This window comes from Leuconostoc litchii (assembly GCF_008107645.1).
GTDB lineage: Bacteria > Bacillota > Bacilli > Lactobacillales > Lactobacillaceae > Leuconostoc > Leuconostoc litchii.
This window is the reverse complement of the sequence record NZ_SDGY01000001.1, coordinates 114138-132712: the sequence shown is the minus strand read 5'-3', so window position 1 is coordinate 132712 and position 18575 is coordinate 114138. Positions and strand designations below refer to the sequence as shown.

General features: G+C 34.8%; 16 protein-coding genes. All 16 read right to left on the bottom strand.

The window, feature by feature from the left end:
- Positions 1-190: 190 nt before the first annotated feature.
- Entirely contained in the window at positions 191-3223 is a 3033-nt protein-coding gene (locus tag ESZ47_RS00630) for a glycoside hydrolase family 68 protein (RefSeq protein WP_148603831.1), read from the bottom strand.
- 146 nt (positions 3224-3369) lie between these two features.
- Positions 3370-4401, bottom strand: a complete 1032-nt coding sequence (locus ESZ47_RS00625; protein WP_148603829.1) for an acyltransferase — start codon at positions 4399-4401, stop codon at positions 3370-3372.
- Positions 4402-4464: 63 nt separating this feature from the next.
- Complete coding sequence (locus ESZ47_RS00620; RefSeq protein ID WP_148603827.1) at positions 4465-5832, bottom strand: GH25 family lysozyme; 1368 nt, start codon at positions 5830-5832, stop codon at positions 4465-4467.
- A 44-nt stretch (positions 5833-5876) separates the two neighbouring features.
- Positions 5877-6383, bottom strand: a complete 507-nt coding sequence (locus tag ESZ47_RS00615; protein WP_148603825.1) for a hypothetical protein — start codon at positions 6381-6383, stop codon at positions 5877-5879.
- 105 nt (positions 6384-6488) lie between these two features.
- Complete coding sequence (locus ESZ47_RS00610) at positions 6489-7481, bottom strand: hypothetical protein (RefSeq protein ID WP_148603823.1); 993 nt, start codon at positions 7479-7481, stop codon at positions 6489-6491.
- A gap of 145 nt (positions 7482-7626) precedes the next feature.
- On the bottom strand, positions 7627-8640 hold the full coding sequence (locus ESZ47_RS00605; RefSeq protein WP_244307529.1) for a WxLIP family cell surface protein: 1014 nt from the start codon (positions 8638-8640) through the stop codon (positions 7627-7629).
- A 37-nt stretch (positions 8641-8677) separates the two neighbouring features.
- On the bottom strand, positions 8678-10219 hold the full coding sequence (locus tag ESZ47_RS00600; RefSeq protein WP_148603819.1) for a collagen-binding domain-containing protein: 1542 nt from the start codon (positions 10217-10219) through the stop codon (positions 8678-8680).
- Positions 10220-10414: 195 nt separating this feature from the next.
- On the bottom strand, positions 10415-11488 hold the full coding sequence (locus ESZ47_RS00595) for a WxLIP family cell surface protein (protein WP_148603817.1): 1074 nt from the start codon (positions 11486-11488) through the stop codon (positions 10415-10417).
- Positions 11489-11496: 8 nt separating this feature from the next.
- Complete coding sequence (locus ESZ47_RS00590) at positions 11497-12273, bottom strand: WxL domain-containing protein (protein WP_161595272.1); 777 nt, start codon at positions 12271-12273, stop codon at positions 11497-11499.
- 20 nt (positions 12274-12293) lie between these two features.
- A complete protein-coding gene (locus ESZ47_RS00585; protein ID WP_148603813.1) occupies positions 12294-12572 on the bottom strand; it encodes a hypothetical protein in 279 nt (92 codons plus the stop codon).
- A 186-nt stretch (positions 12573-12758) separates the two neighbouring features.
- A complete protein-coding gene (gene rfbD, locus ESZ47_RS00580) occupies positions 12759-13592 on the bottom strand; it encodes a dTDP-4-dehydrorhamnose reductase (RefSeq protein ID WP_148603811.1) in 834 nt (277 codons plus the stop codon).
- A 53-nt stretch (positions 13593-13645) separates the two neighbouring features.
- On the bottom strand, positions 13646-14683 hold the full coding sequence (gene rfbB, locus ESZ47_RS00575; protein WP_148603809.1) for a dTDP-glucose 4,6-dehydratase: 1038 nt from the start codon (positions 14681-14683) through the stop codon (positions 13646-13648).
- 10 nt (positions 14684-14693) lie between these two features.
- A complete protein-coding gene (locus ESZ47_RS00570; protein WP_148603808.1) occupies positions 14694-15290 on the bottom strand; it encodes a dTDP-4-dehydrorhamnose 3,5-epimerase family protein in 597 nt (198 codons plus the stop codon).
- A gap of 11 nt (positions 15291-15301) precedes the next feature.
- The gene (rfbA, locus tag ESZ47_RS00565; RefSeq protein ID WP_148603806.1) at positions 15302-16177 is read right to left on the bottom strand and encodes a glucose-1-phosphate thymidylyltransferase RfbA; all 876 of its coding nucleotides are present in this window, start codon (positions 16175-16177) and stop codon (positions 15302-15304) included.
- Positions 16178-16196: 19 nt separating this feature from the next.
- On the bottom strand, positions 16197-17627 hold the full coding sequence (locus ESZ47_RS00560; RefSeq protein ID WP_148603804.1) for a lipopolysaccharide biosynthesis protein: 1431 nt from the start codon (positions 17625-17627) through the stop codon (positions 16197-16199).
- Positions 17628-17629: 2 nt separating this feature from the next.
- Positions 17630-18526: a glycosyltransferase gene (locus ESZ47_RS00555; protein ID WP_161595271.1), complete on the bottom strand. Its 897-nt coding sequence runs from the start codon at positions 18524-18526 to the stop codon at positions 17630-17632.
- Positions 18527-18575 lie beyond the last annotated feature (49 nt).

Genomic DNA, 18575 nt, shown 5'->3' with positions numbered 1-18575 from the left:
ATAATTAAAAAAGAAACAATTGTGATTTATTGAACTATTAAAGGTGTAAAAAAATTTAATCAAAAATCTAAGAAAAATAGTTTATTACACAGTTAAAACAGCGTTTTAACTTAGAATATAGCTTTTTCTTGTTATTTAAAATGGGTATACCGTCACTGAGACAAAATAAAAAAGGCTTTCGCCTTTTCTTTTAACGTAAGTAATATGTGCCATCATTACCAAAATTATATTGCTTACCTTCGATTGTTTGAATCCCTTGCAATGCTCGACCTGTTCCGTCTGTGTAATACTTCTTTCCCCACGCTTCACGCCATCCCGCATTTTGTCGCACACCATTTACAAACCAGTAATATGTACCCATGTAATAACGGAATCCGGTGTATGGCTTACCATCTTCAAACCAATTATACCCACCGTTGGCTTTTGAGTACTCTGGTGAATACAAGTAACCACTCGCTGCATTCTTCAAATTATACGTACCATTAGTTCCAAAGTCATACGCTTGCCCATCGATAATTTGAATTCCTTGCAATGCTCGACCACTTGCATCTGTATAATACTTCATTCCCCATGCTTCGCGCCATCCTGCATTTTGTCGTATACCGTCTACAAACCAGTAGTACGTTCCCATATAATAACGGAACCCAGTATATGGCTTACCATTCTCAAACCAATTATAGCCACCATTGGCAGTTGATAGTGATGGTGAATACAAATACCCACTCGCTGTTCCCTTCAGGTTGAACGTACCATTAGTTCCAAAGTCATACGCTTGTCCATCAATGATTTGAATCCCTTGAACGGCACGACCATCATTACCAACATAATACTTCATACCCCAGGCTGTTTCCCACTTGTTCTCTTGGCGTGCGCCTGTTTCAAAGAAGTAGTATGTGCCCATGTAGTAACGGAATCCTGTATACTTTTGTCCACTCTCGAACCAATACCATTGATTATTGTCTGTTACATCTTGCAAATATCCTGAAGCATAACCACGTTCATAATATGAATTATCATTACCAAAGTTATAAGCTACACCATTAACAGCAAATTGGCCTTGTTTAACACGACCATCATTACCAAAGTAATATTTTTTACCAGTATTGTCTTGATGAATTTCGTTATTGACTCTCTTATATGTTACTGGATCAAAATAATAGTAAGAACCAGCATAAGATTGAACACCACTTAAGCGAATGCCATCCTTAAATAGGTAATAACTATTATTGATATAATCATAAACATAACCATTCGCTAATTGGCTGTCTACATAAAACTTGTTGTCAACCCAACCAATCTTTGTATTAGATAGCTCTGATGTTTTCTTAGTCCCAACAAGTTCAGCAACCGTTCCTTTGCCATCATAAGTCCATGTTCCCTGTGCAAGAACAGTGTCCAAAACCTTAGTTGTTTTGCCATCTGCACCAATTTGAACTAAAAACGATGGGGCAAATGTTGCATTCATACCAGTACCAGCTTTTTCATTACGGTTACTCATATATGAAGTAATTAACAATAAATCATCATATCCTTCAACAGGAACTGCGTAATAAGAATAGGTATCTGTCCTAGAAGTAAAAAGTTGGGTTCCTGTAATAACACTACCGCTGCCATTCAAAGGTTCGTATGGTCCAAATAAACTATCAGAAACATACCCCATCATACCAACATTGATATTAAAATCAACTGTTGGCACTACACTCTTACTTAATCGTGTATCAGTAAATAAGTAGTATTTACCATTTAATGGCACAATGTTGGCACGTTCAATTTCGTCAGTAATACCGTTCGCTGCCAAAAGCGGAGAGTATACTTGAGCTACTGTAGGGTTATTTTGATTCTTATCAAGTCTAATTAAGCCGATTGCGCCATTAGCTTTTTTGGACAGTTTTAACTTATCTGGATTTTGTAATGTATCAATTTTAGCTTGTGCATTAAACTCTTCTGTTCCACCATAATAAGTATCATTATCGACAGCTGTATCGCTCTGGTAATTATTTGTGCCTGTGTTGGCCTCAAACGCTAAATAACGCTCACCATCTACTTCGATAACATGCGGATCACGCATTGTAAAATTATCACCAGTAGTATAGTAACCAGCATCTAACCATTGTTGTAATGTCTGATAGTGTTCACCATCACCAGCAAAAAGTACATGATCGTCATTAACTTTTGCCACAGATACTTCTGTATCTGTATAGACCATTGATAAATTAGCTGTCGACAATCGTTGCACAGTATTTGGTTGATTTGTCTTTGTATAGAATAACTGAATACTATCGTCATCATTAACAGTAGCTGATCCTGACCATTGTTGCTCGTCCCACTTAGCATTAAAGCCAAAGACTGGACCGGCATTTTTCCAATTATTTAATGCTGTATCTCCGTAATTTGTGTAGAGCATGTAAATATGTTGGTCATTATCTTCTTTTGGATATCCGGCTAACGCAAAGACAATATTATAACCATGATAATTTGCTACGGCACCAGTTTTAGCATCTTGTAATGCCCAAGAATCCCAAACATCAAGATCTTCAATTTGACCGCTTTGCGCATCTGCTGTTGACATTGCTGGTAAATTCTTAATGGCATCTGCATTAAAGTATGGCACTGATGTATTGGGGTTAACACTAGCTATGTTATCCGCTACATCTTTCAAGTTAGCATAAGTAAGGTTCGTGGTTGATGTACCATCATCATTTTTTGTAACCACTGTAGTTTTTGAATTTAAATCTTTTGAAACGCTGTCGTCTAGTTTTTCTACTGTTGTTGCAGTGTTACGGTCTGATTCTTGAGAAGTATTAGCCTTTGCATCACTCTCATTAAGTTGACTAGAACTAGTATTAGTTTTATCAGCCGTATCATCTACAGTTGAATTAGATTCTGTATTTTGACTGCTAACTGTCGTATCTTTTGTTTGAACACTAGCGGTATTAGTTTGGACTGTACTACTACTTGTATCATTATTTTGATCTGTTGCTGATATTATTTTTTTATCATTAGTGGAAGTAGTCGCTTCAGATGCTTTATTTGAAGATGCGACACTATCATCGGATTGTGTGCTTATGCTATCTACAATGTTTTTAGTAGATGTTGTACCAGATGTCGTTGCAGATACACTATTCGTGTCTGCATGAACAAAATTAGGCGCCACAATTAGTGCGGCAGTTGCTGCAACCCCAGCTACCCATAATTTCCCAGCCTTATATAACTTTTTTCTCATATAAATTCTCCACTTTATTATACTAATTAAAATATACCTTTTTTAAGTATAAACGTTAATCATTGCAATAACATTACATTAACTTGTTAAACGCATATCATAGACGCAAAAAAAGAAGACATTAATTATGTCTTCTTTTCATTTAATTATACAATTTTCTTAACTAAGGGAATTTGATGCATTATCAAGATAGCCAAAGTTGATATTACCCATACGATGACTGGCAAAACAATCATATGCTTTAATGAACCATCGCCAATATGCAGTTTTCTTTCAGCAAAATAAATAAAAAACTCGTGCACCACATAAACACCCAATGACGTGTTAGCTATTTTTTTAGTCAACAATTGTACTTTTAACCCTGGTCTATATGTTGATAAATGGCTCTTAACAAACTCAAATACGCCGATGGAAAGCATGAAACCAAATAATCCCCATATATCGTACACTTCACGAGCAAATTTTCCGCGTTTAACTGAAAGATAGATGGTCAGACTGACCATGATAACTATCGATAATAAAGCAGCAACATATAAAACTCTTCTCACCCATATAGGTAGAATTGTATTTTTTAAGTACCACCCAACAACGAAAAATCCAATACCACCTGCAGCACCAATCTGCACGCCATGCAGAAACATATTATCATCTTGTAACCGAACTTCATAGTAATAACTCAAAAGATTCACAAAAACCATATTCACTGTTAGTAAGTATAATACTAAGGACTTATCATTTTTGTTGATGATTTTCGATAGCAACGGTGCACTAATATAAAATCCAATAATAAAATAGAAGAACCAAAATATTGGCTGTATAGAATCATGCATGACCGCATTGATAAATTGCCCAATATGATAATTAATAGGTTCATGTTGTATAAGTGGATTAACGACATACCAAATTAGCGACCAAAAAATAAATGGTATAAAAACTTTTGAAATTCTTTTTTTGAAAAAAGTTGGTGTATCATATCGTTCGCGGTAATCTAATAGATGTGCACCAGACATCATAAAAAATATAGGTACTGCCCATATAAAAGTAACTTGAATAATCACTGCAACAAACCAATGTGGATCATTAGTTTGATTTGAAAAAGCATATTCCGAAGAATGCAGAAAAACAACTGCTATCGTTGCTAGTATGGTCAAAAGATCCATATAGTAATAACGTTTCATATGTATTTTCTCTCAATATTTCTGTATTTTTAACATAAAAAAGGGCTTTCGCCCCCGTATCGATTAGCGCATATAATATGTGCCATCATTACCAAAGTAGTAGTCTTTACCAGCGATCGTCTGATGACCTTGAACAGCTCGCCCAGTACTATCAGTCCAATATGTATATCCCCATGCATGTCGCCAACCTTCATTTTGACGAACACCGTCAACAAACCAGTAATAAGTACCCATATAGTAACGAAATCCTGTGTAAAGTTGGCCATCTTCATACCAGCGATAACCACCGTTAGCAGAACTGCCATCGTAAATATAACCCTTCCAAGGCTTTAAAACACCGTTAATATCAGACTTAAATGTTTCATTGCCTTGCTGCAATGTCTCATTAGTACGTAAGTAATACGTGCCATTATCTCCAAAATAATACTTATTATTTCCAATAGTTTGTACACCTTGCAAGGCACGACCGTTCTCATCTGTATAATACTTCATGTTCCATGCTTCGCGCCATCCAGCATTCTGACGAACACCGTTAATAAACCAATAGTACGTACCCATGTAATAACGGAATCCAGTGTACGGTTGCCCATTTTCGAACCAATTATAACCACCATTGGCTGTCGAAAGTGATGGTGAATAATAGTAGCCACTAGCAGGTTGGCTGTTTTGATAGAAAATGCCATTATTATAACCATTTGCAATAGTAGCTATCAAGTTTTGATAATCGATTGATACATCGAATGTCCCTTTTACGCCGGGAAAATTCGTGTTACTATTCCATTGCCACATTCCATATGAAGAATTCCATAATGAACTAGAACTTGGTTGGTATGGATATTGCGCCATCCAAACACGATTATTGCCTATATATGAAAAATTTAATTTTGTTTCATTGACATATGAAGCATATGTATAAGTTGATGTGTTATTGTATCCTGCAGCTTTAACTTGCGCATTAAATGCTGCTGCATTAGCACTCACGCCACTATTTTTAGTGTAGGATTCTTCCAAATCATCAACCATTAATGTATCCTTTGGTAGATTTAGTGAAGATGCATAATTTGTAAAATATTTAGCTTCGTTTTGTGCGTCTGCTTTTGTGGCATACCATGAATAATGATAAGCACCAACTTGAAGTCCAGCCTCTTTAGCGTTTGCTATTTGTTTAGCAGCATATGGATTTTTATATGAATCAGATTCTGATAACTTAACAATTACAGCTTTAACACCATAAGTTTGCATTTTTTTATAGTCAGAAACTGTAATAATACCATTGTTAGATGATACATCCACAACATCCATTCTTGGCACACCCGCTGTTCCCGCTGTAATAGAAGGAACGCCGTCATCAGCACGAACACTGTTAGTATTCATCATTGTTGCTACAACACCCAATGCAACCATTCCAGTCCACAAAGTTATTTTGTTCATTAATATACTCCCAAATATGTACTCTGACCAAGTCAGAAAATTTTTTAATTATGAAAATTAGCCTTGGCATAATCGACAACAGAAATATTTTGCTGAGAAGCCTCAGTAATAATCTTCTTGATGTCACTAGGTGCCCACTGATCGGCTGGTAATCCAGCAGCAATCAATTTTGTTCGCGTATCAGAAATCATACTTGATGTAACTTCTTCACCCTGAATCGTTTTATTTGGATCATATGATGGACTATCAACTGCATTGGACACATTTTCAGAAGAACTAGTTGATGATGATGAAGATGATGAAGTAGTTTCAGATGATGAAATCTCTGAAGACGCAGAAGTTGTCTGTGCCGTTTCGTTAGAAGATGATGTACTTGACAAAGACGACTTACTTGACGAACTTATTTTCGAGCTTTCAGAAGAACTTTTTACTACTTTAGAAGTTGTTGTAGATTTAGATGTCTTTGACGAATCATTGATATGATGCCCAAGAACCACGATACCGACAATGACTAACACGACAGCAACAATAATGCCTAATATTTTTTTCATGTATCACTCTCCCACGACATGAAGATAAACGCTTAACACACACGCTATACTAACACCCAATTTTGACATAATAACTACTATTTTTCAATACTCCTTAGAAGTCTGTTACCTAATTGTTAAAAAGCGATGACAGTTCAAAGTACTTTTTGAATCACTGACTAAAATAACTCTTGTTAACATTTTTTCAAAATAGTTATGCAGTATATTTAAATTTTTGACAGATAAATTTTGTGCTTCATCAATAAAAATATAATCAACAATTTGTAATTTATTCGCCTTTATTTTCTTCACAAACTGTCGAATTGGTAAAATTTGCCAACCATAATCACGTTTAAAACGTATCTGAGTAGCATTAAGTTTGTTGCCATAAACCAGTAAAACACGATTACTTTTTCTTAGTTTTTGAATGGTATCATATATCATTAAAGTTTTACCATTACTTGGCGATAGCTTTATCACATAGACACCTGGTCGTTTAATGCTTAGCATGCGCTTTTGAAATTCTTGTTGCTGATAGGTTAATAAGTATTTTCCTTTCAAAAAATCACTCGTTTCTTTAAACGGCGAAACCAAATATAATTGTGTTTGAAAAATATTATCTAAGTCGCCAACATTAACACTATTGAAATCACACATAATATTGTAAAAGTCAGCGTTCAAAAATGCTTGCGTTGAAGAAATATCTGTTGTCTGTAATTCATTTCTCTCTGTCAATGTATATAAAATATCTGATGCTGAATTATATGTAAACAATCTAACCCATTGTGTAATATGAGATAAATAATATTTATTGCTTAGTAATTGCTTTTTTATTTTATCTTCATCGTAATCAGCTTGACTTTTGAGTTCAATATTAATCACACGATGTTGTGCATCAAGTACAAGTAAATCAAATTCCTTACTGACTTTGGGCATACTATAGCCAACATAAAAATTATCTAGTTCTATCTGTATATTATTGAAGTGATTAACTAAGCGCTTGATTCCTTGTATTTCTCGTTCACGAATTGATACTAACCCTAACTGACTAAGATAGGGTTTTAAATTACGAGTATGTGCTTTTGAAGCTAGCGTGCGTAAATTTACTACTTGTATCATGTCAATTATTGTACCTCCTTCGTGCCTTAAGTTATCATTTACATAAGTATTAATGAAATTATATCAAAAAAATAAGCAGTCAATTTCACAAATGGAATTGACTGCTTGAAAATTTTTTAAAGGAACAAAATAAAATGTTAGTAAACTACTTTTTCAGTTTTTTATTTTGTCGAATAATAATGATAATTAATATCGTAACGATTAATAATAACAACAACCCTACCAAAATAAATATCAAATTATTATTGTTAGTGTTAGCCTTGATATCAACATCAGATTTGTTTAATGAACTTGCCTCTGCTGATTTTATTTTAAAATTCTTAGTAAAATACCACGTTTTTGGGGTAACATAAGCTGTCCCAGTAACAGACATTTTCAGTGTATAATTACCTGGTTTCATTTCTGTGCCGTTTAAAGAAATAGGATACTTAAAGTTACTATTTGGCGCAATTTGCATATCAGTGGTCACAGATGTATACACTGGTGTCTTAGCACCTTTCGCGTAAACTTTAGCACTCACCTTAACTTTTGATAATAATATTGATTTATCATTTTGAATCTGAGCACTAATTACATTACGAGCATTGTTTTGCCCTGGACTAACTTTTAATAAATTCAAATTAGGCGATACTTGATTATCTGATTCTTTCAAACTCAAGGCAACTGCATAAGCATAGTGATTTTGAATACTAGTTCCTTTTACTGATGGGCTAATTCTACTTTCTTTTTGTTGAAATACAATGCCACCTAAAATAATACCGTTATATTTTTTCTTTGGCATTGTAATATGAAATAGCACTTCTTTTGAACTATTCGCAGAAATCTTAACCTCAGATGGATATTTTACTAAATCAGGAATTGCATACTCCAATGACTTGTCAGCTCTGATGTTAGTTTCTCCATACTCTATTACACCATTAGCATTTGTTTTAGCACTATTGACGTTAACTTTTATTGTAACGTCTTGTGACGTTGTATTTGTCAAATTTGCAGTGATTATTTGCTGTTGACTAGGTTTTACTTGTAAATTAAAAAATGTTTTCCTTTTATCAATTTGATTATCAGGAACAATTGTTTTAACTGTAAACGGCATTTCAGTTGCTTGAACCAACTCTGAAAAACTCGTTAATAACGAAAACAAGCCTGCTATAATCAACAAATTTCTAACGCATACTTTTAATATTTTTGTTTTTTTATCAAGGCGCATCATTAATCGTCCAAGTTAAATCAGCCGTGTATTGTCCGACTTGCTGAATATTTTTGAGATTAGTAATTTGAAATTCGTAATATGGATTAGTTTGATTAGCTTTATTCCAAGTCCAGTCTTTTAAAGGATACCAAGCGCTGTCTTGATTACCATTCCAACGCCAATAATTAATAATTCCTGCCCCCTGATTAATCGCTTGTGTATGATTATTGGTAGGCGTTTTTGGATCCGTGTAAATTAAGTTCCAAGTCAAGGCTTGTTGTTCGCTAAGGGTGTTGCCATTAATTTTTTGATTTGAAACTGACAAATTAATTTTTAAGTTACTATCCTTTGGCCCACCAACTACCAATTGTTTTTGTTCCTCCGGTGACCACTCTTTAGTGATAGTATTCACCGAATTAATAGATACTTTCCCAAAATCAATGTTTTTAGGCACAATTAAACTTGATTTCGGTGTATTATCATCTGTCGGCACATCAATGTCAGGAAAAGGTGTTAATGCATTACTATTTGAATTAGTAACTTCATTGGCCACTACACTACCAGCATAACCATGAGAAACATTAACCGTAGCTGCTGGCGCAAATATCAATCCTAAATTTACAGACTGATTACCCAAATTAATACTCTTGTCAAATTGTTGATTTTGTGATGTATTATAAAAGTTTAACATCACCTTTTTACCAGCTAATGCTTGATTTTGAGTACCTAAATCAAGTTTGATGTCAGTTGCCACATCCATATTGATGACAATAGTTTTTACATCAGATGGCATATTAGAAGATGTTGAATTGTAAAAGGTTTGTAGATCAGATAAACTCTTAAAGTTAATGTACAATATCCCATCAATTGGCTTTAAGTTGCTCAAATTAACATTTTGTTTCCCCCAGACACCTGAATCAGTAATCACTGGGTTATTATTTTGAGCAAAGTCGGCAATTTTTTTCGAATTTTCTTTCAGTCGAATAAATTCATTATCAAAATCTATTTGATTACTGTTTTCTCGATAAAGACCACTGTCAACTATTTTAACTGTATTACTACCGTCTGTTAACATTGTTGAATTTTTATTATAGTGAAATTGTTGCCCCAAGATTAACTTGCCTGAATTATTGTTAATTACTCCCCATGGAATGGCTTTAACTTCCGATTGAATGTAAGATAGCGTATCCTTTTTACCAATAATACTGCTATCACTTAATAGACTTTTTGTAGCAAAATTACCTGTCAATTGCTGATAACTCGAACTGGAAATATGATTAGCAAAAATATTAAAGTTAGCAGCAATGCCTAACACGCCCGATTCATCAATCGGTAAATTACTGACCCAGTTACCAGCATCAGTTAATTCAGAATCAGTTGTTGTAGAGGATTCATTTGCTAAGGGTTGTATTTTGTATTGCTGAGATGGCGATTCTTGTAAATTAATAGTAGACACTATATTTTTGGTATATTCATGATACACGACGAGCATACCCGAGAATGTTACTAAAGAAGTGATTAACAAAATCATTTTTTTATTATTAATCATACACAATTCTCCTTCTTTCACAATCTCATAAATCTAAGATAATTGGACACACAATTAGTTAAATTTTACTATGATTGTCTATATTTGTAAAACATTTATGAAAAATAAAAAAGCAAAATCTCTTCTGCTTTTACATCTTACGTATCATCTGCTCAATTAATATTAAAAGAATTTATTTTTTTAAATTATTTAATGTTATGATTTCTTTTTTGCATTTTTTCGTCTTAAAACTAACAGCACAAACAAAATAACAATGATAATGAAAAGAATGATACCAATAATAATAAAGATATTCAAATGATTGTTTGTATTGGCTGAAACATCAACATCCGACTGATTAAAGCTAGCTGCTTCTTGACGTTTGATTGTAAAGTTTTTTGTAAAATGCCAAGTTTTTGGGTCTTTATAAGCCGTGCCAGTCACTGCCAACTCCAATCGATACTTTCCAGGTTGCATTGGTGTCCCTTGTAAAGATACAGGGTACTTAAATTGACTATTTGGCGCAATTTGCATATCGGATTTAACGGTAGTATATACCGGTTTTTTACCTGCTGCAGAATATACTTTAGCAACTACTTTAACATTAGACATTAGTAACGATTGGTCATTCTGTAGTTTAACGTCTATCACATTGTGTCCATTATTTTGTCCAGCTTTTACTGACTGCAAATTAATATTAGGTATTACTTGATCATCAGATTCTTTCAATATCATGGCCACTGCATAAGCACACTTGTTTTGAATATTAGTCGTATTACTAGATGGCTCCGATTGATTATCATCTACTTGATTGAATGTAATGCCACCTAACAAAATACCTTTATAACTATCTTCTGGCATTGAAATAGCAAACGAAACATCTTGTGATTTACCTGCCGGTACCGTAACACGTTTCGGATAAGAAACAATTTCGTTTAGCTTGTACTTTAATGATTTATCCCAATTAGTTAGTGCCTTAGAATAGTCAATTGTCCCATTAATAGATGTTGATGCGGTCTGAACATTAATCTTAATAGTCTGTGGTTTATTCGTCGTGTTATATACCGTCGCCGTAACAGTTTGCTTTTGACCAGGTGTCATTTTCAATTGATAAAAATCGTTCTTTTTATCAATTTGATTATCTGGCAAATTTGTCTTGACGGTAAAAGATAATCCTGATCCTGTTGTTGAATTGTCAGCTTTTACTAAAACCGGAAATAGTGCAAAAACAAATAAAGCCACCAGCAGAAATTGAATCAATCGATACTTTGTGATCCATTTAATGGTCATAATAGTAATTAGTTTCCTGAGGTTGGATCAAGAGATAATGTCCATGTGATATCTGAATTATATGTGGCAGCAGATTGTGTATTCTTAGGCACATACAAACCAACACTGACAGCAGCAGTACTTTGATTTCCAGCAGTTAACAGATGTGTCCCATTAGCACCTTTTATCAAAGAATTCGATGTTCCGTCAGCCTCCATATTAAACGCCGCTTCACTTGCAGTCGCATTTGCTGCCGAATTTTGTCCATTCATTAAACTAGAAAAATTATCCCCTAGTGTTGTTGAACCTGTGAGTGCAGAAGTTGTACCATCCGTTACATCTTGGTCTTTTATATTACGGAAGATCAATGCTGCACCATCTAACTTATCACTTGAGTCATTGGTATTTGTAAATGCACCAATATTAACATCAAGCTTCCATTTGCTACTATTTTTTGATCGCAAATCAGAAACTTGAACGAAATTAGGACGGCCTTCGGCTTGTGTGTTAGCGAAAAATACCTTATCACGAATTTGGTTCACCTTGTGTGTGTTAAAGTTGAAGTTAGGTACATAAGCCAAGTAAAGACCATTATCAATGTTATTTGTTAAGTCACTTGTTCCATCGGTTGAACCAGGTGTAAATTCTTTTGAATTATCATTTGGGTCCAAAACTTTAATCCCGTCGGTATTTTTTTCGAAAGTAACCGTTCCAGTTGTTTGACTTGCTGACACTTGAGTAACAGCTACTAATGCTGTTGCTGCCGCAGACCCTAGCAGAATTGCTGCATATTTTCTATTAATCATCATTATTCTCCATTTTCTTCTCAATCCGTCTCAAAATCAGATTGACGCAATGTGTATAAAAACACCATTAATATTATAATATTAAAAATGATGAATAACAAGCCGTCAAAGCCTGATGCTGACCCCGTATCAGGTAAAATACTTTTTTTCTCTTGATGACCGTTTACGCCAATAAATATGTTGCTCTTCGAAGTATTGTTTTTAGGGCCAAGTACATAATATTCATCTTCATTGTGTTTATCTACTGGAATACCCATGTCATTTGAAAAACTAATGGTTACATAACTATCAGAATTCATATCAGTTATCCTCTTTTAATTCTCCCAAACAAATAGCTCAATCTGCCTTCAATAGCTATTGAGTTCCTATTCTATTAGATCATGTTTAAGGAATACTGGCAAGAAAAATACAGTAGGTATTTTTATAAAAAAGATGTATATTTACTATTAAATTACCTTATCATCATTAATCAACTAGCACGCACATTACTCCGCTAAAAACTGTTTCAATGCCTCCCGCCAGCTCAAAATCTCAAACCCCGTCGCCTTAGCTTTATCCAAACTCATTACCGAATGCTTTGGTCGATAAGCTTTTTGCGGAAATTCAGCACTGGTTACTGGTGCCACTTCAACCTCTGTATCCTTCAAAATTTCACGTGCAAAGTCAAACCATGTAGCCACATCATCATTTGACAAATGATATGTGCCATATGCTGCCTTAACATCAATTAAATGAAGCATAAACTCAGCCAAAGTACGTGTCCAAGTTGGGCGTCCTAGTTGATCATTCACAACCGTCAACCTTGGGTGTATGGCAGCCAAGCGTTGCATGGTATAAACAAAGTTATTTCCGAACTCACCAAAAACCCAACTAGTGCGTACAATGTAGGCATCAGCATTACTTTCAGTTACGGCCAATTCTCCAGCTAACTTAGCACGACCGTAAGCATTTTGTGGATTAACAGCGTCAGATTCACGATATTCAACTTCGCTCGTACCATCAAAAACATAATCCGTTGAAACAGCAACCAATTTAGCATTATAAAGTTTCGCCGCATCAGCAACGTTTTTTGTACCATCGACATTGACTTGCCAGTTTAACTCGCGTCCGTCATCTTCGGCTAAATCAACTTTCGTATAAGCTGCGGCATGAAGAACAACGTCTGGTTGTTCCTGTTCAAAAGCAGCCAAAACGGCCATACGATTGGTAATATCCAATTGTTTGGAATCGAACGCTACAAAATCTAATCCACGCTCACGCAATAACTTTTGTAATTCCTGCCCTAATTGACCATTGGCACCTGTAATTAAAAATTTCATTTCAATTCTCCTTTATAGACAAAAAACTCACAGGCTGTGAGTTTTAATTATTGTTATTGATTGTTTTGTGCGTACTTAGCTTCAACTTCTTCTTTTTCAGCCTGCCACCATGATTGGTTATCTTTATACCACTCAATTGTATCAGCTAAACCAGTCTCAAAGTCAGTATACTTAGGTACCCAACCCAACTCTTCACGAATCTTTGTTGCATCAATTGCATATCGTAAATCATGACCAGAACGATCTTGAACAAAGTCAAAATCGTCTTCAGCTTTACCCATATCTTTCAAAATAGCACGCAATACTGTGATATTGTCTTTTTCGCCGTCAGCACCAACCAAATAAGTTTCACCAATCTTACCTTGAGTCAAAATCGCCCAAACTGCGGTCGCATGATCGTATGTATGAATCCAATCGCGGACGTTTTTACCATTACCATATAGTTTTGGCTTAATTCCACTGATAATGTTTGTCACTTGGCGTGGTATAAACTTCTCTATGTGTTGGTATGGACCATAGTTGTTTGATGTGTTAGAGATAGTAGCTTGCAAGCCAAATGAACGAACCCAAGCACGAACTAACAAATCAGAACTAGCCTTCGTTGATGAATAAGGGCTTGAAGGACGGTATTGTGATTCTGGTGTAAACTTTTCACCGGCTCCTTCACCATGTCCTGGTAAGTCTTCACGTAGTGGCAAATCGCCGTACACTTCATCAGTCGATACGTGATGGAAACGCTTATTATACTTACGCGCTGCCTCAATTAATGTGTAGGTACCAATAATGTTTGTTTGCACAAAAGGAGATGGATCTTTTAATGAATTATCATTGTGACTCTCAGCTGCGTAGTGAATCACAGCATCTGTTTCAGAGACGAGTTGATCAACCAAAGGTGCGTCAGCAATATCACCGACCACCAACTTAACACGGTCTTCTGGTAAACCAGCCAAATTTGCCTTATTCCCTGCATATGTCAACTTATCCAAAACAGTCACGAAGACATCAGGGTGTTCTTCAACAATGTAACGAACAAAGTTAGCACCGATAAAACCAGCACCACCAGTTACTAAAATATTTTTATATTCTGTCATGAGAGTTCTCCTATTGTAGTTGTTCTTTTGTTAACGGTACAACATCTTTTAATAGTGCATGATTTTTATCTGCTTCACTAACTTCAGCATTTTCAACATCATCCCATGTAATGTCCAAGGCAGGATCTGCATAGTTTACAAAGGCATATTTTGGCTTTAGCTCTAATGCCCAATAATCATTTACCAAGTAAGAATATGAAACGGTTTCACTCAATACCTGAAATCCGTTAGCTACGCCCCGTGGTACATAAATACCTTTACTGGCGTCAATCACAGTTTGATAAACATGACCAAATGAATCACCCTCACGTAGATCAACCCAAGATCCTAGCACACTTCCGTTATCGGCAACAGAAATGTACTTATCCCATGGTTCGGCATGTAATCCTCGTAGAACACCTTTTCGTGACAAGGACACATTATTTTGTAATTTGCCGTCTTTGAAAAATGATTCAGGAAAACCTAACGGTACCATTTTTTCCTTTTGAAAATTCTCCTTAAACCAGCCACGATTATCACCATGCACAGGAATATCAAAGGCAACCATTCCCGGAATAGCACTAATCTCTTTTCCTGCTAACTTCTTTTCAAAAAAATCTTCTGTCATCTTCATCTTCCTTAGTTCTTCTCCTCAGCAACAATTCTAAGCAAATATTGACCATAATCATTCTTTTTCAGAGGTTGTGCTAGCTTTTCCAGCTGTACAATATCAATATAGCCCATGCGATAAGCAATTTCTTCTAGTGAAGCAACTTTCAAGTTTTGTTGCTTTTGAATAGTTGCAATGAAAGAGGCGGCCTCAAGTAATGAATCATGCGTGCCTGTATCCAACCAGGCATAGCCACGTCCCATTACTTGAACATCAAGATCACCGCGGTCTAGATAAGCTTGATTAATGTCAGAAATTTCAATTTCACCACGTGCTGAAGGCTTGACGTTAGCGGCTATGTCCACGACATCGTTATCGTAAAAATAAAGACCTGTGACAGCATAATTTGACTTTGGTTGTTCTGGCTTTTCAACAATAGATAAAGCTTTTCCTTCCTTATCAAATTCAACAACCCCAAAACGTTCAGGATCTTTTACTTGATAGCCAAAAACTGTAGCACCTGCTGCTTTTAGTGCTGCCTTTTGGAGCTTTTCGGACAATCCGGCACCATAGAAAATGTTATCTCCTAACACTAGCGCAACCGAATCATCACCGATAAAGTCAGCACCAACAATGAAAGCATCTGCCAATCCACGAGGTTCTTCTTGAATAGCGTATTCTATATTTAGACCAATGTCATGACCATCGCCAAATAGTTCCTCAAATTGTCCAATATATTCAGGTGTCGAAATGAGCAAAATATCTTTAATACCCGCCAACATTAAAACAGACACTGGATAATAAATCATTGGTTTGTCATAAATCGGCACAAGTTGTTTACTTGTTGCCTTGGTGATTGGATAAAGTCTTGTACCGGAACCTCCGGCTAGGATAATGCCTTTCATTGTTTCTCTCCTTATTTTTCTAAACTTTTTTGCCAAAAAGTGACTTTACTTTACTTACTTCGCCAAGTATCACGCTACTCAAAATAAAAACAAAAATAAATAAAAAACCACGTATAAGTAGATCAATTATTGAATTAGAATGAGCGAACATTAAGCCATATATTCCTAATACAACTGCGAGGACTGCTCCAATTATTATTCCAGATTGTAGTTCCTTTACAAGTATCCAAAAATTAGAGCTAAGTGCCTCGTGCATAACAGTATAAAGCACATAGATACCATTAAAAGAAAAAGATACTAATAACGCAAAAGACACCGTACTAACACTACCACTCATTACCCCAATAATAGTAAATATAACGTCGAAGGTACTAGTATATATACCTATTTTCAACAACTTTCTAACCTTATTTCTTGCTTGAAATATTGCTTCTGCATTCGCATTCAACATTTGAGTCCATATAGACAAACTAAGTATAGCAAATGGAAATGCAGCAGCGTGCCAATTTTTTCCATATAGAACATTAATAATACTATCCGACGAAAAAAATAAAAATATAGATAACGGAACAGCAATCAATGCAGTAACATGTTGTAACTTCAAATAAACGTTTCTAATCACTGTAACATCCGATTGATGTTCTGCAAGAACAGGCAATAATATTGGCGTAATCAATCCATTGAACATTGATGTTGGGTAAAGTATTAAGCGATAAGCTTTATTATAATTTCCAAGTTGACTTGCAGACATGAATTTAGCAATTAAAATTGAATCAAGATTATGAGCAACATAATTCACGATATTAAAACCAAGTTGATTTGTCGCAAATGAATAAATTTTCTTTATTGGTTGTGAAGTTATCTTTGTAGTTGGCCATATTTTAGAAACCCACACTGTTAAAAATAAATTTACAAAAGAATTAACCACTGTATTTACAAGTAAAGCATAAACACCACCACCTAATACTGCAACAACTATACCAGAAGCCCCCCCAGACATGCCTGATAATACTGCAATATAGTTTACTTCTTTAAATTTTTTTTGACGTAATAATGCAGCCTTAGGAACTGCCACTAAAGCATAAAAACCTACTGCTAAAGATAAAAACCATGTTAACTTCGAGTAAACTGTGTAATGATAGAACATTGACAATGGTAGCCCAATTAATCCAAATATAATTGCTAAAAAGATAGCTATTATAAAAGAAAATGTAAATAATATTCTCAAATCATTTGAAGTAATTTTCTCATGTTGTATTACAGCCGCGCCAATACCTGCATCCGAAAAAAGTTGAAATAATGCTAAAACTACTGTTAGCACTGCTACTATTCCATAATCTGCAGGAGACAATATTCGTGATAAAAAAATATCTACTAAAATTGAAATTAAGACATTGCTATATCGGCCAATTGCTGTGTATAGAAATCCTGATAAGAATACTTTTCTCATAGTTAACTGTCTTTCTGAATTTTTTTATTATCTAAATACTGCTGAAAAAAGTCATCTTTTTTTATTGAATAGTTAATCCCATCTCTAATACCGTGTAATGCGACTCTTATTTTTCCCATTGGATTTTGAAACAACAATAGAATACGTAATGTTGTTAACAGAATTATTATGTGCCAAATGGGTTTAGTAGAATATCTTTTTATGAAAATAATACTGTTTCTATAAATATAATACTGTCTAAATTTCGAATGATCAGCTGGACTAAAGTCTTTTTTTATTAAAAGCACAGTTTGTAATAAAGGTCTATTTACAGGTGAGCCTAAATTGTGGTTGAAAATGATATGCTTAGCCTGAAGCACTTTGTATCTATTCTCTATCAATCTTTGATTAAAGTCATGATCAACAACGTCAATAAATAGTTGCTCATCAAACCCACCAACAGTTTGCCATGCTTCAACATTAGTTAGTCCACCAGAAGTAATTAACAAAGGATTATCCACAACACCAACACCAACATTAGAAATGTTTTCCCTACGAGATATATCTTGGTAACTGGCTCCTAGAATACCAGTATCATTATTATGAAATTCATCCAACCGTGACAACTTTTCTACATATTGTTTAGGGAGAATTGAATCTTGATCCAAAGTCAATACCCAATGAAACTTCTTTTTCCGGAAATAATCCATCCCTGCATTGAGTGCACAAGCAATTCCCAAGTTCTCTTCAAAATGAATAATGTCAATTTTATAATTATTCAAAATATCAGCAAACTCCGAAAAATTATTTGATCCATTATCTACTACTAGGACACTCTCTACCTGCTGTATAATCGAGTGTAAGTTTTTTTTAAGAATTCCAATATTGGGGTTAAATGTAATAATTACAGCACCTATCATTTTTTCTCCTGATTTTAAAATATTATTACTTAACACTCTAACCACCATA